General features: G+C 70.6%; 3 protein-coding genes. 2 read left to right on the top strand and 1 reads right to left on the bottom strand.

What is annotated here, in order from left to right:
• Nucleotides 1-3321 precede the first annotated feature (3321 nt).
• A complete protein-coding gene (locus H8R02_RS30960) occupies nt 3322-4050 on the bottom strand; it encodes a hypothetical protein (protein ID WP_494338104.1) in 729 nt (242 codons plus the stop codon).
• Between the two features lie 386 nt (nt 4051-4436).
• Between H8R02_RS30960 and H8R02_RS03880 the strand changes: the two genes are divergently transcribed.
• Nucleotides 4437-11081, top strand: coding sequence for a two-partner secretion domain-containing protein (locus tag H8R02_RS03880; protein ID WP_187080015.1), 6645 nt, complete (start codon nt 4437-4439; stop codon nt 11079-11081).
• A gap of 11 nt (nt 11082-11092) precedes the next feature.
• A complete protein-coding gene (locus H8R02_RS03875; RefSeq protein ID WP_187080014.1) occupies nt 11093-24769 on the top strand; it encodes a YDG domain-containing protein in 13677 nt (4558 codons plus the stop codon).
• The last annotated feature ends 1 nt before the right edge of the window (nt 24770 follow it).

Below are 24770 nucleotides of genomic sequence, written 5' to 3'. Positions count from 1 at the left end.
CGCGAGTGGCAGCCTCGTCGTGCGCGAGATCCTCACCACACCGGGCGTCGGCAGCGGCGGCAACATCCAGCTCACGTCCGGCAGCTTCATGTCGCTGGGCGGCGGCAACATCGATGCGCGAGCAGGCGCGCTCGGCACGAGCGGCAACGTGCTGATCAACGCAGCCGGCGCCGTGGGCATGCAGTCCGCGAAGGTGATCTACGGCAACGACGTGCAGATCGCAGCCAACGGCGGCATCTCCAACGGCGCCGGCGGCGGCGCGGAGTTCGACGCCACGCGCGTGAGCGCCTCCAACAACGGCACCGGCGACATCCGCCTGAAGCACGTCGGCACCGGCGCCGTGACCGTGGACAACACCGGCCTCGGGTTCGGCATCGTCAACAACGCCACGAGCGGCGCGATCGTCCTCGACTCGAACGTGGCAGTGACGACCAATGCACGCGTCACCGCCAGTGGCAGCGGCAGCATCGCGGTCACCGCCGGCAGCCTCTCGGTCCTGCAGACGCTCGATGCGGTGGGCGGCAACCTCACGCTCTCCACCACGTCCGGCTCGATGACGGAAGGCGCCTCCGGCCGGATCATGGGCAACCTGCTCAACGTGAGCGCGCCCGGCAACGCCATCACGCTGACCGCATCGGGCAACAGCGTGGCATCGCTCACCGGCTCGGGCGGTTCGGTGCAGTTCACGAACAACAACGCGGGGGGCCTGACGCTCGGCAACCTGTCGCAGACGCTGGCCGGGTCGCAGCTCGCCGTCAACGACATCTCCGGCGGGATCACCGTCAATGGGTTCGTGACCACGGGCTCGGCCACTTCCACGCTGGACCTCAAGGCGGCCAACGGCCTGTTCAAGTCGGGCAGCGGCTTCGCGCGGTCCGACATCTTCAAGCTGCAGGACGGCATCGCGGGCGGGCAGATCGGCATCAACGGCGGCACCTCGTTCGATGCGACGTCTTTCACGACGGGTGCGGCCGCCAGCTACCAGATCGGCGGCGTGGCGAGCGGGCCGAACTCGATCCAGCTGTTCCACTCCGGCTCGATGGTGATCAATTCCATCGGCCTGAACGCGAACGCACCGGTCACCATCAACACCAACAACTCGTCGGCCACCGACGACATGACGCTCAATGCGGCGCTGAACACGGGCACGGCGACCGCGTTGCTGGCTGCGGGCGGCAAGCTCACGCTCGGCGCCACGTCCTCGATCACCGGCAACGGTGTCTTCCTCTTCGGCAACAAGATGGCGCTGCAGGGCGCCGCGAACTCCGTCTCGGGCACCAACTTCGTCTCGCTGTCCACGACCGGCGGCGCGGCCATGAACCTCGGTTCCGCGACAGACGCGGCGGCGGGTACGGTGGAGCTGTCGGCCACGGAACTGAACACGCTGGCATCCGGCACGCTCGTGAAGCTGGGCGGCACCAACACGGCGTCCCTGAGCATCACGCAGCCGCTCGCACTCGCCGGAGCCACGAACGTGCTCGGGCTGCAGAGCGCCAGCACCATCACGCAGCTCGCGACGGCGCCGATCACGGCCAACAAGCTCGGCATCCGCGCGCTCGGCGACGTGACGCTCGACACGGCGTCGAACGCGGTGAGCAACCTCGCCGCCACGATCGGCGATGCCACCAACGTCAACAAGACATTCCGCATCAAGACGAGCGGCGCGCTCAACATCGCGGGGCCGCACGACCTGATGTCGGGCATCACCAGCTTCTTCGACGGCAGCGCGACAGGCGACCAGGGCACGGCCGTGCTCATCGCGGGCGGCGCGCTCACGCAGAGCACCGGGACCATCAACACACGCGGTGTGTACGCCGAAGGCTCGAGCGTCAACCTCACAGGCAGCAACAGCACCGGCGTGATCGCGGGCAAGGCCACGGGTTCCGGCGCCAGCGACAGCTTCGCGTACACCAGCACCAATGCCATCAGCCTCAGCACGATCAATGGCTTCGCGGGCGTGTCGCAGGCCTCGGCAACGCCCGTGATCGGGATTTCGCTGACCGGGAACGGCATCGGCCAGTCCGCCGGCGCGAACGTCGTGACGAACAAGGGGCTGAAGTTCACGTCCACGGGCTCGGTGTTGCTGACGTCCTCCGGCAATGCCGTCGCGGGCAACATCGCCGGTACCGGTACGTCCGTTCAGTATTCGCAGCCCGGCGCCGTGGGCGTGGGCCTGTCGGGGCAGGGCATCACCGCGTCGACGGGTGGCGTGACCATCACGTCCACCGGCGATGCCGTTGTCGCCACGCAGCCGATCACGGGCAACGGTATCACGCTGGAAGGCCTGGGTGGCGCGCTGGGCGACATCATCGTCTCGAACACCACGCTCAACTCCGCAGCCGGCGGCGTGCTGCTGAAGGCGGGCAACGACATCACGCTGGCAGGCGCGAAACTCACCGGCGCCGGTTCCATCAACGCAATCGCGGGCAACAACTTCATCGTCGGCGTGGGCACGACCAGCCTGAACATGAACGTGTCGTCGACGAACGCGGCCACGCCGGCGGCACCGATCCCGCTGCAGGTCGACGGCGGCACGCTGTCGATCGACGGGCCGATGAACATCGCGCGGCTGGACATCCTCAACAGCGGCTCGCTGACCGGCGCTTCCAACCTCACCATCAGCGGCGCGCTCGGCTGGAGCAGCGGCTCGATGCTGGGCACCGGCAGCCTCACGGTGATGAGCGGCGCGGTGGCGACGATCGGGGGCAACGTTTCGTTGACGCGCCCCGTCGTCAATTCGGGCACGGTCAACATGACGTCCGGCACGCTCACCTTCGGCACCGGCGGCTCGATCTCCAACCAGTCGGGGGCGTTCTTCAACCTCGGGGGGGACGCCTTGCAGTTCGCCGGCACGGGTGGGACCGTGAGCAACTTCGGCACCTTCCGCAAGAACGCCGGGACGGGAACGAGCACGGTGAACGGCGTGACGTTCACGAACAATTCGACCGGCCTGGTCGCGTCCGGCACGGGCACGCTGTCGTTCGCGGCCGGTGTGCTCACCAGCAACTCCGGCACGCTGGGTTCCAACGCGGGTGCGACTCTTGCGATCGCCAACAACCTGGCCAACAACGCGAGTGCCGTGATCGGCGGCATGGGTACGCTGGACCTGGGCAGTGGCCTGCTCACCAACAACGGCATCATCAGCCCGGGCGGCGTCGGCACGGTCGCAACGCTCGCCATCTTGACGCCTTCGCTCACCATGGGCGCGGGCAGCAAGCTGGCGACGGACCTCACGTCGACGGGCAGCTACGACATCGTCAACGTGAGCGGCAACATCGACCTCGGGTCGATGACGATCCAGAAGAACGATGTGTCGCCCACCTATGTGCCGGGGGACAACTTCGACATCCTTCGCAGCACCGGCGGCACGATCACGGGCACGCCCCCGACGCTGGCCGGCTTCTCGACGGCGATCAACGCGGGTCCGCCGCCGTCGCTGCGGATTTCACCGACACCGGCGCCCACGCCTGCACCGACGCCTGCGCCCACGCCCGCACCGACGCCGGCACCAACGCCTGCACCGACGCCTGCACCAACGCCTGCACCGACGCCTGCACCGACGCCTGCACCGACGCCTGCACCGACGCCTGCACCGACGCCTGCACCAACGCCGGCACCAACGCCTGCGCCGACGCCTGCGCCGACGCCGGCACCAACGCCTGCACCGACGCCGGCACCAACGCCTGCACCGACGCCTGCACCGACGCCTGCACCGACGCCTGCACCAACGCCGGCACCAACGCCTGCGCCGACGCCTGCGCCGACGCCGGCACCAACGCCTGCACCGACGCCGGCACCAACGCCTGCACCGACGCCTGCGCCAACGCCCGCGCCAACGCCTGCGCCAACACCTGCGCCGACGCCCGCGCCAACACCTGCGCCGACGCCTGCACCAACACCTGCGCCAACGCCTGCGCCAACGCCTGCGCCAACGCCTGCGCCAACGCCCGCGCCGACGCCTGCACCAACACCCGCACCGACGCCCGCGCCAACGGCATCGCCCACGGCGAGCGCAACGGCCGCACGCCTGCAGGAAGCGCTACCCAACATTGCTCCCGCGATCGTGGAGCAGGTCGTGACGGAGCAGCAGAACACGCTCACGACATTCGTTTCGCTCCTGGTCAAGGAGGAGAAGTCCCAGGCCGAGACGAAGGAAAAGGAGAAGGACAAGAAGGACGAACAGCGCGGCGACGACAAGAAGGACGCGAAGAAGTCCAAGGACCCGATCGTCACCGATACGAGTTGCAAACCGTGATGAGGAAGCCATGGCCCGACACACTGCGTGCTTCGGGGTGGCTCTGCGTCCCACAAGCAGTCCGGCGGTCGCGGGGCATGCCCCACTTGGTCTAGCACTTGCGCTGGCTACGTGCTTCGCGCCGCTCGCGGCGCGTGGCCAGCCAGTGGGTGCGCACGCAATTCATGGTGCCGCGAGTGTCGTGCAGCAGGGCAGCAAGACGGTGGTCACCACGCAGAACGGCGCGGGCACTTCGCACTCGGCGATCAACTGGCAGAGTTTCTCCATCCCCTCGGGCACGACGACGCAGTTCGTGCAGCCCAACGCGGCGAGCACGTCGATCAACCGGGTCCTCGGCAACGACCCGAGCCGCATCTTCGGCACGCTTTCCTCCAACGGCCGGCTCGTGCTGGTCAACCCCTCGGGCATCACCGTGGGTGCGGGCGCGGCGGTGGACACGGCGGCCTTCACCGCGTCGACGCTGCGCATGAGCGAAGCCGATGCGATCGCGGGGCGGCTCGTCTTCGGCGACGGCGCGTTCGGCGCCAGCCTGTCGGTGCAGGGGCAGGTCATTGCGCGCTCGGGTGACCTCGTGCTGATCTCGCCGGACGTGCAGGTCGGCGCCGATGCGATCGTGCAGGCGGACAACGGCGCCACGGTGCTGGCCGCGGGCCGCAAGGTGGCGATCACGGGCCGCGGGCTCGAAGGCATCCAGTTGCAGGTGCAGGCGCCGGACGACCGCGCGGTGAACCTGGGCACGTTGAAGGGTGATGCAGTCGGCGTGTTTGCGGGGACGCTGAAGCACAGCGGCCTCGTGCAGGCCAGCGGGGTGAGCGCCGAGGGCGGCAAGGTCGTGCTCAAGGGCGGCGACGTTGCGGACGTGTCGGGCGCCGTACGCGCCGAAGCGGGTTCGGCGGGTGGTTCGATTCACGTCACCGCCAACAAGGTGATGCTGCGCAGCGGCGCGGTCATCGACGTGTCCGGGCGCGATGGCGGCGGCGAAGCGCTGGTGGGTGGCGGCTGGCAGGGCGGCGATGCGCGCGTGGCGAATGCGAAGGAGACCGCGCTCGAAGCCGGCGCCGCGATCCGCGCGAATGCCACGTCGCAGGGCAATGGCGGCACGGTCGCCGTGTGGAGCGACGGGACGACGAGCTTCGCGGGCACGATCGAAGCGCGCGGCGGCGCAGCCGGCGGCAATGGCGGGCGCGCCGAGGTGTCGGGCAAGTCGGTGCTGGCCTTCAGCGGCACCGCCGACCTGCGCGCGCCGCAGGGCCGCGACGGCTTGCTGCTCCTCGACCCGACCGACATCACCATCCAGGCCAGCGGCACGACCGGCGGCAGCTTCTCCACCGCAAGCGGCACTGCAACGTACTTCTCGCCGAACTCGAGCGTGCTGAAGGTGCAGGACCTGGAAAACCAGCTCGCGCTGTCCAACGTGTATGTGGCGACGTACACGAGCGGCACGGGCACCGGCAACATCACGGTGGCGGACCCGGTGCAATGGACCTCCGGCCGGGCGCTCGGCCTCGTTGCGGACAACAACGTCGTGCTCAACGCGAGCCTCACGGGCTCGGGGCCGTCGGGCTCGCCCGCGCAGGTCCAGCTGGTCGGGTTGAACGGCATCGTCCAGAACGCCGGCACGGTGAAGGCCGACCAGCTGATCCTCGCCGCCGGCAATGCGCGCAACGCGTCGGTCACGAGCGCCGCCGTCGGCACGCTGGCGTTCTACGGCGGCAGCCTGTCGTTCCGCAACACGGGCGACCTGGTGCTGGGCACGCTCACCAGTTCTTTCAACGGCGCCGTGTATCGCGGCGTGAGCGGGGTGACGGGGGCCGTCGGGATCGAAGCCGCTGCCAGCGCCACGCAGGCCGGCCGCATCACGGCGCTCGAGAGCGTCAGCGGCGCCTCGCTCACGCTCAAGTCGGCCGGCGCGTCGAACTTCCTCGCGCTTTCGACCTACGACACCGGCTCGATCGCCATCAACTCGGGCGGTGCGATCACCGCAACCGACATCTACACCGGCGGCTCGCAGGGCAGTGTCGCCATCCCCGGCGGGGCGGTCACCCTGCAGGCGGCGGGCGCGGTGAGCGTCGGCTCCCTGAGCACCAGGGGGTTCTACCCGAGCGCTGGCACCGCCGGCGCGAGTGCCGGCGCCATCGCCATCACGTCGCAATCGACGGTGGACGTCCTGAACATCTGGGGCTTCGGCATCGGCTCGTCGACCGACACGCGCGCGGGTTCCGGCGCGACCGCGACGATCAGCGCGGCGGGCGCGGTGACGCTCAGCCATGTCGCGCTCGACGGCAGCGGTCCCGGCGGCGCGGGCGGCACGTTGTCGGTGGCGGCGGGTGGCGACATCGTGCTGCGGTCGACGACGCAGGACAGCAACCCGGCGCGCAGCTGGGTGGGCGTTGCCGGAGGCTTCTCGAGCCTTGGCGCCGGCGGCAACGGCGGTGTCATTTCGCTTTCCAGCGCGGGCGGCCGCGTGGTGCAGGAAGCCGGCGACGGCAGTGGCATGTGGGCCTTCGGCAGCCAGAACGGCGGGGCCGCCGGGCGCATCTCGATCAGCGCCGCGCAGGGCGTGACGCTGCCGCACCTGAACGCAGGCGGCGGGTCCGCCAGCACGCCCGCGGTCGACGGCAGCGACGGCGGCACGATCTCGATCACCGCCGGCGGCGACATCAACATCGGCACCCAGGGCGACCGCAACGGCGGCCTCTATGCCGGCGGCGGCGGCGCCGCGTTCGGCCGCGCGGGCAAGGGCGGCACCATCACGGTCTCCGCCGGCGGGGCGCTCGTTGCCCACGGCTTCGGCACGGTCACGACGTCCTCGGGGACATCGACCTTCGACTCCGCCTTCTATGCCGGACCCGGCAACACGTCCGGAGGCAACAAGCTCGGCAATGGCGGTGGGACGGTCTCGCTCAGTGCGGGCACCGACATCGTCAGCGGCGACATGAACGTCGGCGCCAATGCAGGCTATGACGGTGGCGCGGGCACCGGCGGGACGGTCCGCGTCAGCGCGGGCCGCAATGTCACGCTCGGTTCGGTGTTCGCCCACGGCGGCCACGGCTTTTCGCTGACGACCGCCAACGGCGGGGCGGGCGGCTCGGTCAGCATCGGCTCGACCAACGGCTCGATCACGACCGGCTCGATTTCCGTGCAGGGCGGCGATTCGATGCAGGCCACGGGCGCCACCGGTGTCGGGGGCAGCGCCGGCAGCGCGGTGCTGACCGCACGCGGCACCGCGACCGGGGCGGGCACCATCACGACCGGCGACATCCATGCGTTCGGCCACCAGGGCCAGGGTGGCTCCGGGAACGGCGGCACCGTCACCGTCCTCGCGAGCCGCGACGTCACCGTCACGCGCGTGAACGCGTACGCCGCCTCCACGCCTTCGCTGGGCGTGGGCGGGCAAGGCGGCTCGGTGTCGATCGTGAGCGACGCCGGCAACGTCCGCATCACCAACGGGGCCAGTGCCTTCGGCGCTTCAGGATCGCGTGGCGGCGCGGGTGGAACGATCACCGTGGCGGCCGGCGGCAGCGCGATGGGCGCCGACCTGAACGCTTACGGCGGCACCGGCGTCGCGACGTCCGGCCGCGGCGGCGCGCTGAACGTGCAGGCGGGCACGGGCGCGCAGTTCGGCTTCCTGAGCGCGGGCGGCGGGTTCATCACGGGCAGCAGCGCGACGGCGGACGCAGGGGCGGGCGGTTCGATCTCGGTCGGCTCGGCTGCGGGCAACATCACGGCCGACGGCGCGTTCTCGGGCGGCGGCGGCACGCAGGGCAGCACCGGCAAGGGCGGGGCCGGCGGCGCGATCACGCTGGCGGCGGCGGGGGCGGCCAGCTCCCTCGCGGTCACGAACGTTTTCGCGGGCGGCGGCGGCGCGCCTTCCGGCGGCGGCAACGCGGGCTCGATCTCGCTGGCAGCCGGTTCCGGCGGCATCACGGCGACCGAACTGGGGACATTCGGCGGCTTCGGCTCGCTCGGGCTCGCGGGCAACGGCGGCGCCATCACGGTGGTCTCGTCGGGCACCGGCGGTGCGATCAACGTCGGCCGCATCAGTACGGGCGGCGCCAGCGGCGCGCAAGGCGGCGGCGACGCCGCACCGGTGCGCATCGCGGCGGATGGCAACATCCGCATCGGCGTGATCAACAGCGCCGGCGGGTGGGGCACGGTCAGCAGCGATCCGCCCGCGGGCCGTGCCGGCACCGGCGGGCGAGTGGAGATCTCGTCCGGCCACGGCGACGTGGAGCTGCTCGGCTACACCACCGCCAGCCTCGGCTCCAACCTCGGCAGCGTCTGGACGGGCGGCGGCTTCGGCACTGCCGCGGCACGTGGTGGCGACGTCGTGATCAGCGCCGGCGGCGCCGTCAACTTCCCGTCGGCGGGCATCTACACGCGCGGCGGCTCGGGCGGCGACGGCGGCAACGTGACGGTTTCCGCCGGCGGCGCGGTGACACTCGTCGACGGCATCTCCACGTCGCCACGCGACGACATCGCCGGCACCAACGGGCGCGGCGGCGACATCACGGTGCAGGCCGGCGGCGCCATCTCGATCCACGCGCCCTGGGGCGGGCTCAGCTCGCGCGGCGGCATCAGCACGGCCGCGGCTGGCGGCACGGCCGGCAACATCACGATCAACGGTGGCGCGAACGTCGACCTCGGCGAAACCTTCGCGTATGGCGGCAGCGGCCCGCTGGGCGGCGGCGCGGGCGGCCGCGTGGTCGTCGGCAGCGCGGGCACCCTGCAGATGGTGCGCGTGGCGGCATGGGGCGGCAACGCGAGCAACGGCATCGGTGGTGCCGGCGGCACGATCTCGCTGAGCGCCGCGGGCGGCGACCTCACTTCGACCGGCAACCACGACGTCACGGGTGGGTCCGGCGCCGGCGGCGGCGCCGGCGGCACGGCGACGCTGCGCGCGCCGGCGGGCTGGCTCAGGCTCGTGGACGTGTACGGCGGTGGGGGCAGCGCCGCCGCGCATGGCGCGCTGGCGGGCACCGGGGGCAGCATCTCGCTCGCGGCGGCGGGCGGCGCCACCCTGCGTCTCGTCGCGGCGAACGGCGGCGCGCACACGGGCGGCGGCACCGGTGGCAGCGGCGGCACGATCGCGCTGGACTTTTCCGGCACCGTCACGAGCGCCAGCACCTACACCATCGTTGCCAACGGTGGTGTCGGCAGCGACGCCACGGGCGCGGGCGCGCAAGCGGGCGACGGCGGCTCCGGGGGCGGTGTGATCGTGAACGCGGCAGGGGGCATCACAGCAGGCGCCGTCGGTGGCGACATCAACATCGTGGCCCGGGGCGGCGCCGGCGGGCGCGGCCTCTCGGGCGCGACACCCGGCAATGGTGGCGCGGGCGGCAGCGTCTCGGGCACGGCCGCGTCGGGCGCGATCCGCATCTACGCGCCGGCAGCCGACGGCCTGTTCACGATCTCCGGCCGCGGCGGTTTCGGCGGCACGTGCGACACCACCGGCTGCACCGCGGGCATCGACGGCAGCAACGGCACCGTGCGCCTGGTGGCGCCAGGCGGCGTGCAGGTGGAAAACAACCTGCTGTTCGGCGGCTTCTGGACCAACACGGGTCTCGTGAGCCTGCTGCCGGGCGTCGCCGTGAGCGGCACCCGCGGCAAGTTCATCAACCAGGGTACGCTGGCCATGAACGGCGCGCAGATGACGCACACCGGCGGCATCGACAATGCCGGCCTGCTGTCGCTCGCGCCCGCGGCGAGCTTCACCTACCAGCTGCTCCTGAACAGCAACACGGGCACGCTGGCCGTTGCGTCCGGCGCCACGGCCAGCGCGCAAGGGCTCGCCACCAACAACGGCACGCTCGACGTCAACGGCCTGCTGGGCATCGCTTCGTGCGCGGGCAGCAGCTGCTCCACGGGGGGTGGCGCTCTCCTGAACGTAGGCACCATCAAGGGCAGCGGCACGGTCGCCGCGAACGTCACGAACTCCGGCATCGTCGCGCCGGGCTCGTCGCCCGGCGTGCTGGCCATCGACGGCAGCTTCACGCAGACCGCGACCGGCCAGCTGCAGATGGAAGTCACCGGGCCGACGCCGGGCAGCGGCTACGACCAGCTGGCGGTCACGGGCGCGGTGGTGCTGGGCGGCAACCTCGTCATCACGTCGAGCTACACGCCGGCGAGCGGCGAGCAGTTCACGATCCTCTCGAGCCCGACGGCGCCCACCGGAACCTTCTCGAGCGTCACGGCGCCCGCGAGCGTGGCCAGTGCCGCCAGCGTGAGCGGCGCGCCGCTGTCGACGTTCGCGAGCACGCCCGTGGCGACGCCTGCACCGACTCCGGCCCCCACGCCTGCGCCGACACCGGCCCCGACTCCGGCCCCCACGCCTGCGCCGACACCGGGGCCGACACCTGCGCCGACACCCGCGCCGACGCCGGCCCCCACGCCTGCACCGACACCCGCGCCGACGCCGGCACCCACACCGGCGCCCACGCCCGCGCCGACGCCGGCCCCCACACCGGCGCCCACGCCCGCGCCGACGCCGGCCCCCACACCGGCGCCGACACCGGCCCCGACGCCCGCGCCGACACCGGCCCCCACGCCGGCGCCGACCGCGTCACCGACGGCCAGCGCCACCGCGGCGCGCCTGCAGGAAGCACTGCCCGCCGTCGCCCAGGCGATCGTGGAGCAGGTCGTCACCGAGCAGCAGAACACGCTCACGACCTTCGTCTCTCTGCTCGTGAAGGAAGAAAAGGCACAGTCCGAGACGAAGGAAAAGGAAAAAGAGAAAGAGAAGAAGGAAGACAAGCCCGACGGAGACAAGAAGGACGAGAAGAAGGCGCGAGACCTGATCGTCACCGACACGAGTTGCAAGCCCTGATCGAGTTATCCATGCCCAAGCACACACCCAGCGCCCGAGCGCCCCTGCATCCCACCAGTAGTCCGGCGGTCGCGGGGCATGCCCCACTCGGCCTCGCGCTCGCATTGGCCACGTGCTTCGCGCCGCTCGCGGCGCGCGGCCAGCCCGTCGGCGCACAGGTCATCCACGGCGCGGCCAGCGTCGTGCAGCAGGGCAGCAAGACGGTCGTCACCACGCAGAACGGCGCGGGCACCGCGCACTCGGCGATCAACTGGCAGAGTTTCTCCATCCCCTCGGGCACCACGACGCAGTTCGTGCAGCCGACGACGGCCAGTACGTCGATCAACCGCGTGCTGGGCAACGACCCCAGCCGCATCTTCGGCACGCTCTCCTCGAACGGCCGGCTCGTGCTGGTCAACCCCTCGGGCATCACCGTGGGCACGGGTGCAGTGGTCGACACCGCGGGCTTCACCGCTTCCACACTGCGCATGGCCGACGCGGACGCGCTGGCCGGCCGCATGGTGTTCGGCGATGGCGTGATCGCGGGCAACCTCGTGGTCAACGGGCAGGTGATCGCGCGTGCGGGCGACATCGTGCTCGTCGCGCCCGACGCACAGGTGGGTGCCGACGCGATCGTGCAGTCGCCCAACGGCGCGACGATGCTCGTCGCGGGGCGCAAGGTGGCCATCACGGGCCGCGGGCTCGAAGGCATCCAGCTGCAGGTGCAGGCGCCGGACGACCGGGCCGTGAACCTCGGCACGCTCAAGGGCGATGCGGTCGGCCTGTTCGCCGGCACGCTGAGGCACAGCGGCCTTGCGCAGGCAACAGCCGTCACCAGCGAAGGCGGCAAGGTCGTCATCAAGGCGGTGGACGCGGCGGAAATCGCGGGCCGCGTGCAGGCGCAGCGCGGCGCCGTCGGCGGCCAGGCCCACATCACGGGCGGCAAGGTGATGCTGCGCAGCGGCGCGGTGATCGACGTCTCCGGCAAGGAGGGCGGCGGCGAAGCGCTTGTCGGCGGTGGCTGGCAGGGCAAGGACTCTCGCATCGCGAACGCGAAGGCGACGACCGCGGAAGCGGGTGTGGTGATCAACGCGGATGCCGTCGAACGCGGCAACGGCGGGACGGTGGTGTTGTGGAGCGATGGCACGACGCGCAGCGAAGCCACGGTGAGCGCGCGCGGCGGCGCGCAGGGCGGCGACGGCGGCCGGGTGGAAACGTCGGGCAAGGTGCTCGACTACCGCGGGACGACGGACACGCGCGCGCCGATGGGGCAAACCGGCAACCTGCTGCTGGACCCCACGAACATCTACATCGCCAGCTCGCAGGCGAACGCCACCAGCGCGGGCATGTCCGGCACCGACAGCAGCGTCGACACGAGCGGCCCGACCACGTTCCAGTCCTCGGGCGCTGGAACCATCGATTCGTTCCTCTCGACAGGCTCCCTGTCCACCGCCCTGGGCAGTTCGACGGTCACCGTGACGACCACCGGCGGCGCCGGCAGCGGCTTCATCAAGCTGGTGGACCCGCTCAGCTGGTCGACGTCGAACACGTTGAACCTGATCGCCGACAACGGCATCTTCCTCAACGCCAACATCGGCGGCGCCAGCGGCAGCACGCTCGCCATGCATTCGGGCGTGGGCAGCATCACGCAGGCGCCGGCCGTGGGGATCACGGCGACCAACGTGTATGCCTACGTGTCGAATATCTCGGCCGGCGGTTCGATCACGCTGAACGGGTCGGGCAACGCATTCACGAACTTAGCCGCATTCACCAGCACGGGCCCCCTATCGGTCACCAACTCGGGCAACCTGAACATCGTCACCAGCGCCAACGTCGCCGCTTTCGGCGGCGGGCAGGTCTTCGGCGTGAACGCGCCCGGGCAGCCGGTGTCGATCTCGGTCAACAGCGGCAACCTCACGGTCAACGACTCCACGGTCGGCCTCAACGCGAGCGGCGCGGTGCTGAGCATCAACACGCACGGAGGCACCGTCTCGCAGTCCGCGGGTGCGGCCCTCACAGCCGCCACGCTGGACATCGCGGGCGGGGACATCTCGCTGTCCAACGCCTACAACCCCGTGAGCAAGCTCCTCATCAGCTCCACGGGGGCGGCGATCAGCTTCAAGGGCAACAGCCCGCTCTCGCTCGGCACGATCACGCAGACCAACGAGGGCCTGTCGTCGATGTCGATCGCAACGAACAACCAGCACCTCACTATCAACGGCACGGTGACGGCCGCCAACGGCGCAGGGTCCGGGCTGGCGCTCGATTCGGGCACGGGATCGGTCGTGCAGGGCACCGGCGGGCTGCTCAAGGCTCACACCTTCTACTTCAACCCGAACTCGTCCGGCCCGGTGGGCATTTCGCCCAAGCCGATCCTGACGCAGCCGCTGGGCACCAGCTCCTCGATCAACGCAGGCACCGGCACCGGCACGCCATCCATGGTGTATGTCACGCACACTGGCGACGCGACGCTGGGCACGATCAACGTAGCCGGCTTCGCGCCCATCGGCATCTCCGTCGTCAGCGGCGACCTCACGCTCGCCAACAGCGTCAGCACCACGGGCAGCCTCACGCTCGCGGCCGAGGGCAAGCTCACCAAGCCCGACTCGTTGACGATCAACGGCGGCAACAGCCTCACCCTGTCCGCCAACCGCATGGACCTCGGCAGCACGGCCAGCCGCGTGACGACCAACGGCAACCTCGTCGTGCGCCCGTACTCGTCTGCGTGGAACGTGGACCTCGGCTCCACGGCGGACACCACGGCGAACACGCTGGAGCTGTCGGCCGCCGAACTCGGCGTGTTCTCGGCGGGCTCCGAAAGCACGATCAAGATCGGCAGCACCGCGCACTCGGGGACGATGGTGGTGTCCGCGCCGGTGACGATCCCCGCGATCGGCTTCGGCGTGGCGCTGGAGATGGGCGGCAACATCACGCAGACCGCGCCCATCACGGCCACGGGCGGCCTCGCGGCGCGATCGAACGGCACGGTCGACCTCACCGACGCCGGCAACAACATCGCCAAGATCGCGGGGCAGGCCACCGGCGGTACCGGCTTCAGCTTCCTCTTCCGCAACAGCACGTCGGCGCAGGTCGGATCGGTTGGCGGCTACAGCGGCATCAACGCGGCGGGGCTGAACGTCTCGCTCGCCACCGCGAGCGGATCCATCAGCCAGTCCGGCGGCACGATCACGGCGAGCGGCCTCGACATCAACGCGCCCGGCGGCATCCTGATGGTCAGCACCAACAGCGTCGGCGCGCTCACCGCGAATTCGAGCGGCGGCAACATCGCGTTCAGCAACGGCGCGGCGCTGGAGCTCTATGCCAGCTCCATGGGGCTGGCCAACGGCTCGATCAGCATCCAGACCTCGGGCGGCTCGGCCAACTCGGTCACGATCGCCGATACGGTGCAGGCGCCCAGCAGCGGCACGATCACCATCAACGCGGGCTCCGCCGATATCCTGCAGGGCACGAACGGCCTGCTGAAGGCCCAGAACATCGGGCTGGCGATGACGAATGGGGGCGGTGTCGGCACGCTGGCCGCCCCGATCATGACGGCGCCCGCCTTCATCGGCGGTACGACGACCCTGCAGACCGGCTACGCCAGCGGCGGCCCCACCAGCTACTACGTCAAGAACGACGGCCACGCGCAGCTGGGCAGCACGTTCAAGGTCGCCTCCGGCGCCACCGTGGCGATCGCCACGATGAGCGGCGGAGACCTCACGGCCACGACGAGCGTCAACGTCGGCTCCGGCGCGTTGTTGCTGTCGGCCGACGGCACCCTTCTGGCCGGCAGCCACCTGCACGCGACGACGACCAGCGGCTCGACGACGGTGCTTTCCGGCGACATCACCCTGTCCGCGGCGCGCACGCTCATCCAGGGCGGCGGCGCGGTGTCGATCATCGGCAACAACATCACGCTCGAAGCCGACGAGGTGTCCCTCGGCGGCCCCGCCGCATCCATCGTGTCGAAGACGTCGACCACCGTGAAGCCCAGGAGCGGCTCGGCGAACATCGACATCGGCACCACGACCAAGGGCACGCCCGGCAAGCTGGAGCTGTCGGCGACCGACCTGCAGAAGTTCGACACGTCGGACTCCAGCGGCGTCCTGCGCATCGGCAGCACGACCACCGCGGGCACGCTCACGGTCAGCGCCCCGGTGTCGCTCGGCATCACGGGCGGCCTCGCGCTGGAGATCGACGGCAACATCACGCAGACGGCGGCGCTCAGCGTCGGCAAGCTGGCGGCGGCGGCCACCGGCAGCGTGACGCTGGACAACGTCAACAACGAGATCAATGTCATCTCCGGCAGCGCGGGCAGCGCCGGCGGCTTCACCCTGGTCAGCAACCACCCGAGCGGCCTCACGGTCGGCAGCGCGGGCGGCTGGGCCGGCATCGTGACCGGGAACGACGCGCCCATCTCGCTGCGTGCACGCCAGGGCGACCTGTTCATCGCGGACCTCACGAACGGCCTGAACGCGGGTGCCGGCACGGTCACGCTGCGCGCCGACAACGGCTTCCTCTACCAGGACTACCAGGGCGGCGACCCGCTGAACGACGCGCCGATCACGGCGGGCCTGCTCGTGCTGGACTCGCCCGCGGGCGACATCGACCTCTTCGGCCAGCGCAACGCCGTCTCCGCGCTGTCCGTCGCCAGCGCCGGCGGCTCGGCACTCTACTTCCAGGGCAGCGTGCCGCTGAGCCTGCGCGACGTGTCGGCGTCGGCCGACGACATCGAGTTCCTCACGGAAAGCGCGAACATCACGATCGACGGCGTGGTGCAGGGCACGGGCGCCAACTCGATGATCATCGTCACCGCGCGCAACGCGGCGATCCTGCAGGGGACGGGCGCCGGGACCCGCAAGCTCTCCGCGTCGCGCATCGACCTGCAGCAGGACAACCCCGGCTCCGGCGCCACCGCGGGGACCGAAGCCGCGCCTATCCTCACCGAGGGCACGACGGTCAACATCGGCAACGGCGTGACCGGCCCGACGCACGCGTACGTCAGCCACACCGGCGACCTGATCCTCAACCAGTTCACGGTGAGCGACGTCGCGCAGGTCACGGCCACGGGGAACCTCGAGTTCCAGGGCTACACGAGCAGCGGCACGCTCGAGGCGACTCTGACCTCCGGCGGGGTGTTCTCGCAGGTCAACACGGCCAGCATCTACGCCAAGTCGCTCACGGTCGTGGCGGACCAGGTCTCGCTGATGGGCATCGGCGGCTCGATGACCGCCGATACGGCCACGGTGAAGCCGTACACCGCCGGCCGCGCCATCAACATCGTCGGCAGCAAGTCCGGTTCGCCCACGTCGCTGGAGCTGGACGACTACGACATGGCGGCACTGGCCGGCAGCAACGTCCTGCGCATCGGCGGTCCCTCGGCGGGCGCCATCCATTGGGGTGCGTCGCTCTTCACGTCGTTCGGCGCGCTGGTGCTCGAATCGGGCGCCGGCGTCACGCAGGACTCTTCCGCGCCGATCGTGGCCACCAGCATCGGCGTGCGGGCCAACGGCGACGTCGTGCTCGATGCGAACAACGACGCCTACGGCTTCGCGGCCTCGGTGGGCAGCGCGGGCGGGCAGATCCGGTTCAAGTCGATCTCGGACCTGGAGATCGGGACCGTGGCCGACATCACCGGCGTGACGCTCACGGGCGCCGGCAGCCTGTCGCTGGTCTCCGGCGGCAACCTCACGCAGACGTCAAACGGCGTGCTGACGGCGCCCTCGGCCTACCTGGAAGGCCGCAAGGTCATCCTCGATGCCGACAACCTGACCGGCGTCATCGCGGGCCAGGCCACGGGCTCGGGCTCCAACGACATCTTCAAGTACCGCAGCATCAACGGCATCCACCTCACCACGGTGGACGGCTTCTCGGGCGTGGCCCAGGCAAGCACCTCGACCGCCGACGACGGCAGGGGGATCTGGCTGGAGGCCAACGCCTTCACGCAGGACGCGAACGCGCCCCTGGCGACCGCCAACGGCCTGTACCTCAAGGGCGCCACCGCGCCGGCCGCGGCGACCCTGGCCAGTACGCTCAACAACGTCAATTCGATCGCCGGCACCGCGCTCTCGTCGGTCGATTTCTACAACTCCGGTTCGCTCTACATCGGCACCGTCGACAACAGCAACTCCGAGCAGCAGGCGTTCTCGCCGCTGCAGAACTACACGGCGCTGGGCGCCACCGGCGACATCCACATCACCAGCGGCGTGAGCATCGGCGTCAACGCCGTCGTCAGCCTGGGCGGCAACGTCAGCCTCAATGCCGCGACGGGCAACCTGCACTTCGCCACCAACGCCCTGGCGATCGCCGACTACGGCACCATGACGCTGAACGCGCCCAGCGGCGCGGTGTACAAGAACAATGGCGCGGAAATCTACGCCGACGTGCTGGACGTGACCGCGTACAACGAGATCAACCTCGGCTATTTCAACGCGGTGCGGCGCTTCAACGCTGCGCAGACGGGGCCGAGCGGCTATATCTTCTTCAGCTACGGCACGCCGACCTTCGCCTCCGAAGTGGAGATCGGTAACGTCACGCAGGCGGCGTCGGGCTCGCAGATCGCGCTGGGCGCCATGGAGACCGTCAATGCGCGGCTTGTCGGCACAGTGCAGAGCGGCGTCGGCTCCAGCCTCACGTTCAACGTCGGCGGCGCCACGCTGCTGCAGGGCGGCGGCATGCTCAAGTCGGACGACATCGTGCTGATCGCCCAGACGCCGGGCCGCATCGGCCTGGCGAGCGACCCGATCTTCATCGCGCCGAACGGCAGCAACGTCAACGTGTCGATGCAAGGCGGCGACGCCATGGGGGCGGGTTATGCCGTCAAGCAGCCTTACGGCAGCGGCATGTCCCTGTCCTTCGCGGGCGGGCCGGGCACCGAATCCGAGGTCGTGGTGGTCGCCTCGTCCAGCCTGACGCTGAACACGCCGATCTACACCGGCACCGGCGGCATCTACCTCGAGGCGCAGGGCGGCATCCTGTCGCAGACCCCCGGCGCGATCCTGTCGGGCAATACCATCGAGCTGCGCTCGAACCGGATGGAACTCGACGGCGGCTCCGGGTCGATCGCGTCCACGACCGAGACGGTGGTCAAGCCGTACACGAACGCGCCCACCGTGGACCTGGGGGACACGGCCACCGGATTGACGGGCACGCTGTCGCTTTCCGCCGACGAGCTCAACGCCTTCGCCGGCTCCGGCATCCTGCGCATCGGCCGCACGGACGGCAACGGCGTCAACATCTCGCAGCCGCTGTCGCTGGCGTCTTTCAGCGGCGCACTCGTGCTGCAGGGACAGGTCGTCACGCAAAGCGCGCCGATCACCGTGCCGACGCTGGGCATCCGCGGCGGCGACGTCCTGCTGCAGAACGTTTCCAACGACATCGGCACGATCGCCGCCGACGTGGTCGGCCAGTACCGGGTCGTCAACGGGGCGGCCGGCACGCTCTACGTCGGCCAGGTCGACGGCATGTCCGGCATCAAGGCGTCGGGGCAGGTCAGCGTGCGCACGCCGGGCGAGCTGCACCTGGACTACCCGGTCACCTCCAGCGCGTCGGGCGACGCGATCGTGCTGGCCTCGTCGACCTTCACCAACCACGCCGGCAGCAAGGGGGTGGAGGCGCCCGGCGGCCGCTGGCTGATCTATTCGAGCGACCCGGGCCCGAACGAGTACGGCGGGCTGCAGTCGCTGGACGGCACCACGCTCAACACGGCGGTGTGGGGCACCAGCGTGGACGACGGCCTGGCCAACGTGCCCGCCGGCAACCGCTTCGTGTTCACGCACACGCCGCAGCTGACCATCACGGCGGGCGACGTCACGGCCGACTACAACGGCACGACGTCCTTCACGCCGCCGCTGCCCACGATCAGCGGCCTCATGAAGGGGACCGATTTCAACGCCGTCACGCCGCCGTTCGGGGACGACACGGTGACCGTCAACCTGTCCGCGACGACACCGCTGCGGGACGTGAACACGTACAGCGGCGCGGTCACGCTCAGCTCGGTGACGCAGCCCTACGGCTACCTGGCCCCCAACTTCACGCCCGGCAACATCACCGTCAACCCGCTCGCGATCACCATCAGCACGAGCGACGTCGTGAAGACCTACGACGCCACCACCTCGGCCAGCGGCAACCCGGTCGCCGTCGCGGGCGGCCTCGTGGGCGGCGACACGTTCACGGGCGGCAGTTACGCGTTCACGGACAAGAACGCCGGAACGAACAACAAGCAGGTGAACGTCAGCGGCATCGGCATCAACGACGGCAACGGCGGCAACAACTACAGCATCACGCTCGTGGACAACTTCACGAGCACGATCAACCCCGCGCCGCTCACCGTCAACGGCATCGGCGCGCAGGGCAAGGTCTACGACCGCACGACGGCCGCGACGCTCACCGGCACCGCCAGCGTCACGCCGATATCGGGGGACGTCGTCAGCGTCACCGGCACCGGCACCGGCGTGTTCCCGACGAAGAACGTCGGCACGCACACCGTCACGGTCACGGGCTTCTCGCTCACCGGCGGCGACGCGGCCAACTACGCCATCGTGCAGCCCGCGCCCACCGCCACGATCACGCAGGCCAGCCTGCAGATCACCGGCGTCACGGCGTCCAACAAGGTCTACGACGCAGGCACGGCCGCATCGCTCGGCGGTACGGCCACGGTCACGCCGATCGCCGGCGACACGGTCAACGTGTCCGGCATCGGCGCCGGCGCCTTCGCGGACAAGAACGCGGGCAACAACAAGCCCGTCACGGTGAGCGGCTTCACGCTCTCGGGCGCGGACGCGGCCAACTACCTGCCGCTGCAGCCCGCGGGGCTCACCGCCAGCATCACGCAGGCCACGCTGGCCGTCACCGGTGTCGGTGCTGCCAACAAGACCTATGACGCGACGACGAACGCCACGCTCACCGGCACGGCGACGGTCACGCCGCTCGGCACGGACGTGGTCAACGTGGTGGGCGCCGGCACGGGCACGTTCAACAACAAGAACGTCGGCACGGCCAAGCCGGTGAGCGTGGGCGGTTTCACGCTCACGGGCACCGATGCGGGCAACTACATCATCGTGCAACCCTCGGGTGTCACGGCCAACATCACGCCGGCGACGCTGGCGGTGACGGGCATCACCGCCGCCGACAAGGTGTACGACGCCTCCGTCGCGGCCACGCTCAATGGCACGGCCGGCATCTCGCCGTTCGCAGGCGACACGGTATCGCTCGCGGGGACGGGCACAGGCACCTTCGCCAACAAGAACGTCGGCACGGCCAAGCCGGTCACGGTGACGGGCTTCTCGCTCACGGGCACGGACGCCACGAACTACACCCTCGTGCAGCCCACGCCGACGGCCAACATCACGCCGGCCCCGCTCGTGATCGGTGGAGTGACGGCGCAGAACCGCACGTACGACGCGACCACCGTGGCCCCACTCGGCGGCACCGCCACGGTCACACCGCTCGGCAGCGACAGCGTCAGCGTCGGCGGCGGCGGCCTGGGCGCGTTCGCGGACAAGAACGTCGGCACGGGCAAGTCGGTCACGGTGAGCGGGTTCACGCTTTTCGGCGCCGACGCCGGCAACTACATCGCCGTGCAGCCGTCGGGCCTGACCGCCAACATCACGGCGGCCTCGCTCGCGGTCACGGGCGTGAGCGCCGTGAGCCGGACTTACGACGCGACCACGAACGCCGCACTCACCGGCACACCGACAGTGACGGGCTTCGCGGGCGACTCGGTCGGCGTGTCCGGCGCCGGCACCGGGCAGTTCGCCGACAAGAACGTCGGCAACACCAAGCCGGTCACGGCGAGCGGCTTCACGCTCACGGGAACCGACGCGGGCAACTACATCATCGTGCAGCCCTCGGGCCTGACGGCGAACATCACGCCGGCCTTGCTGGCCGTCAGCGGCGTCGGCGCGCAGAACAAGGTCTACGACACCACGACGTCGGCGACGCTCACGGGCACGGCGGCCGTCACGCCGATCGGCACCGACTCGGTCAGCCTCGCGGGCGCGGGCACCGGCAGCTTCGCGGACAAGAACGTGGGCAACGGCAAGGCAGTGAACGTCAGCGGCTTCACGCTCTCGGGCACCGACGCCGGCAACTACGTCATCGTGCAGCCCAGCGGGGTGACGGCGAACATCACCCCGGCGAGCCTGCTGGTTTCCGGCGTCAGCGCGAGCAACAAGGTGTACGACACGACGACCGCGGCAACCCTGGCGGGCACCGCCACGGTCACGGCGCTGGGCACCGATTCGGTCTCGGTCGCCGGCAGCGGCACGGCCGCGTTCGCGGACAAGAACGTGGGTACCGCCAAACCCGTGACGGTGAGCGGCTTCACGTTGACGGGTGCGGACGCCGCGAACTACCTGGTCGTGCAACCCAGCGGCCTCTCGGCCAACATCACGCCGGCCAGCCTTGCGGTCAGCGGCATCACGGCAACGGGCAAGGTGTACGACGCGACGACGTCGGCGACGCTCGCCGGCACGGCGACGGTCACGCCGCTCGGCACCGACTCCGTCTCGGTCGCGGGCACCGGCACCGGCGCCTTCGCGGACAAGAACGTCGGCACGGCCAAGCCGGTCACGGCGAGCGGTTTCACGCTCACGGGCACCGACGCGGGCAACTACATCGTCGTGCAGCCTTCCGGCCTGGCGGCGAACATCACGCCGGCCCCGCTGGCGGTGAACGGTGTCACGGCCTCGGGCAAGGTCTACGACGCGACGACCGCGGCCACGCTGGCGGGCACGGCCAGCGTCACGCCGCTGGGCACCGACGCCGTCACCGTGTCCGGCAGCGGCACGGGCACCTTCGCGGACAAGAACGTCGGCACGGCGAAGCCGGTGACCGTCAGCGGCTTCACGCTCTCGGGCGCGGACGCCGGGAACTACACCATCGTCGCGCCCTCCGGCCTGAACGCGAACATCACGCCCGCCAGCCTGGCGGTGGGCGGCGTCACCGCCGCGAGCAAGGTCTACGACACCACGGCGGCGGCCACCCTCAATGGCACGGCGTCCGTCACTCCTCTCGGCACGGACTCGGTCTCGGTGGCAGGCACCGGCACCGGCACCTTCGCCGACAAGAACGTGGGTACGGCCAAGCCGGTCACGGCGAGCGGCTTCACGCTGACGGGCACGGACGCGGGCAACTACATCGTCGTGCAGCCCAGCGGCCTCACGGCCAGCATCACGCCCGCGAGCCTCACGGTCGGCGGTGTCACGGCGAGCGGCAAGGTGTACGACACCACGACATCGGCGACGCTGGGCGGCACGGCGACCGTCACGCCCCTGGGCACCGACTCCGTTTCGGTCGCGGGCAGCGGCACGGGCACATTCGCCGACAAGAACGTGGGTACGGCCAAGCCGGTCACGGCGAGCGGCTTCACGCTCACGGGCACCGACGCGGGCAACTACACCGTCGTGCAGCCCAGCGGCCTCACGGCGAACATCACCCCGGCTTCGCTGGCGGTGAGCGGTGTCACGGCCTCTGGCAAGGTCTATGACGCGACGACCGCGGCCACGCTGTCGGGCACGCCGACGGTCACCCCGCTCGGCACGGACTCGGTGGCGGTGTCGGGTACCGGCGCAGGCACGTTCGCGGACAAGAACGTCGGCACGGCCAAGCCGGTGAGCGTGAGCGGCGGCTTCTCGCTGACGGGGCCCGACGCGGGCAACTACGTGGTCGTGGCGCCCTCCGGCCTCAGCGCGAACATCACGCCCGCACCCATTGCGGTGAGCGGGGTGGGCGTTGCCGGCAAGGTGTACGACGGCACGACCGCGGCGACGGTGACGGGCACCGCCAGCGTCACGCCGCTCGGCACCGACAACCTCAGCGTCGCCGGCACGGGCGCCGCCAGCTTCGTCGACCGCAACGCGGGCACCGCCAAGCCGGTCAACGTCGGCGGCTACAGCCTCTCGGGCACCGACGCGGGCAACTACACGATCGTGCAGCCCAGCGGGCTGACCGCCACGATCACGCCGGCACCGATCACGCTCACCACCACCGACGTCGTCAAGACCTATGACGGCAGCCTCGGCGCGCCGGGCGCAAGCCTCGTCCTGAACGCCGGTTCGGTCTTCGGCAGCGACACGATCAGCGGCGGCACGTTCGCCTTCACCGACCGCAACGCCGGCACCGGCAAGACGGTCACCGTCAGCGGGGCCGCCGTGAGCGACGGGAACGGCGGCAACAACTACGCGATCACCTACGCGCCGAACACGACCAGCACGATCCTCGTGCGGCCGCTGTCCACGTGGAACGGCGCGGGCGGCAACAACCTGTGGAGCAACCCGGCCAACTGGGACGCGCTGCCCGACGCGAGCAACGTGCTGAACGTGTCGATCCCGAGCGGCGTCACGGTCAACTACGACCTGGCGAGCACCACGAACCTGCAGTCGATCGCGAGCGCCGGCACGCTGGGCATGGCGAACGGCACGCTGTCGCTGACCGGCGCGCTCAACACGTCCGGCTACGTACAGACGGCCGGCGCGCTGACCGCCGGCAGCCTGACGGTGACGAATTCGTTCTCGCAGACGGGCGGCTCCATCAGTTCCTCGGGAGCCGTTTCGGTCACGCACAACCCCGCCACGGACCTGCAGATCGCGACGCTCACCGCGCCGTCGGTGACGCTCACCGTGCCCAACGCAGGCGTCGTCCAGAACGGGGCGCTCACGACCGAGCTGCTCACGTACAACACGAACCCGGCCGCGCAGGTGCTGCTGACGGATCCCGGCAACGCGATCGCGTCGCTGGTCGGAAGCGGCGGCGGGCTCACGCTGGTCAACATCGCAGCGCCGCTGGAGATCACCTCGTTCAGCGGCTCGAGCCTCACGATCGACAACACGGGCGGCATCGTCACGACCGGTCCGGTCGACGTGCCGGTGGGCAACATGTCGGTGGTGTCGCACAGCCCGATCACGGTGGGCGCCAGCGTCACGGCGGGCAGCATCCAGCTCACGAGCACGGGCACCGCGGGCAACGACAACATCACGATCAATGCGCCGCTCACGGCCACGACCGGCGGCGTGCAGATCACGTCGGCCGACGGCGTGGCGGTCAATGCCAACATCGCCGCGGCGACGGCGGTCACGGCCACGGCGGGCACCACGACCACGTTCGCCGCCGGCACGACGGTCGCGGCGCCGTCGGTGACTTTCCAGGCTGCGGGTACTCCCGTGACGGCCCCGACGCCGACACCCGCGCCGACACCGGCACCGACGCCTGCGCCGACACCGGCACCGACGCCTGCGCCCACACCTGCGCCGACGCCTGCGCCGACGCCTGCGCCCACGCCTGCGCCCACGCCTGCGCCCACGCCCGCGCCGACACCGGCACCGACGCCTGCACCCACGCCCGCACCGACACCGGCGCCGACGCCTGCACCCACGCCCGCACCGACACCGGCACCGACGCCGGCCCCGACACCTGCGCCCACACCCGCGCCGACGCCGTCACCCACGGCCAGCGCGACAGCCGCTCGCGTTCAGGAAGCGCTGCCGAACGTCGCGCCCGCGATCATCGAGCAGATCGTCACCGAGACGCAGAACACGCTGACCACTTTCGTGACGCTGCTGGTCGCCGAAGAGAAGGTCCAGGCGGTCTCCAAGGAAAAGGAAATCGAGAAGAAGGACGACAAGAAGGAAGACAAGTCCGAGGCCAAGGACAAGAAGGACGAGAAGAAGAACAAGGACCCGATCGTCACCGACACGTCCTGCAAGCCGTAAC

This window comes from Ramlibacter albus (assembly GCF_014297445.1).
Lineage (GTDB): Bacteria > Pseudomonadota > Gammaproteobacteria > Burkholderiales > Burkholderiaceae_C > Ramlibacter > Ramlibacter albus.
The sequence above is the reverse complement of the archived record's forward strand: the minus strand, read 5'-3'. Positions and strand labels throughout refer to the sequence as shown.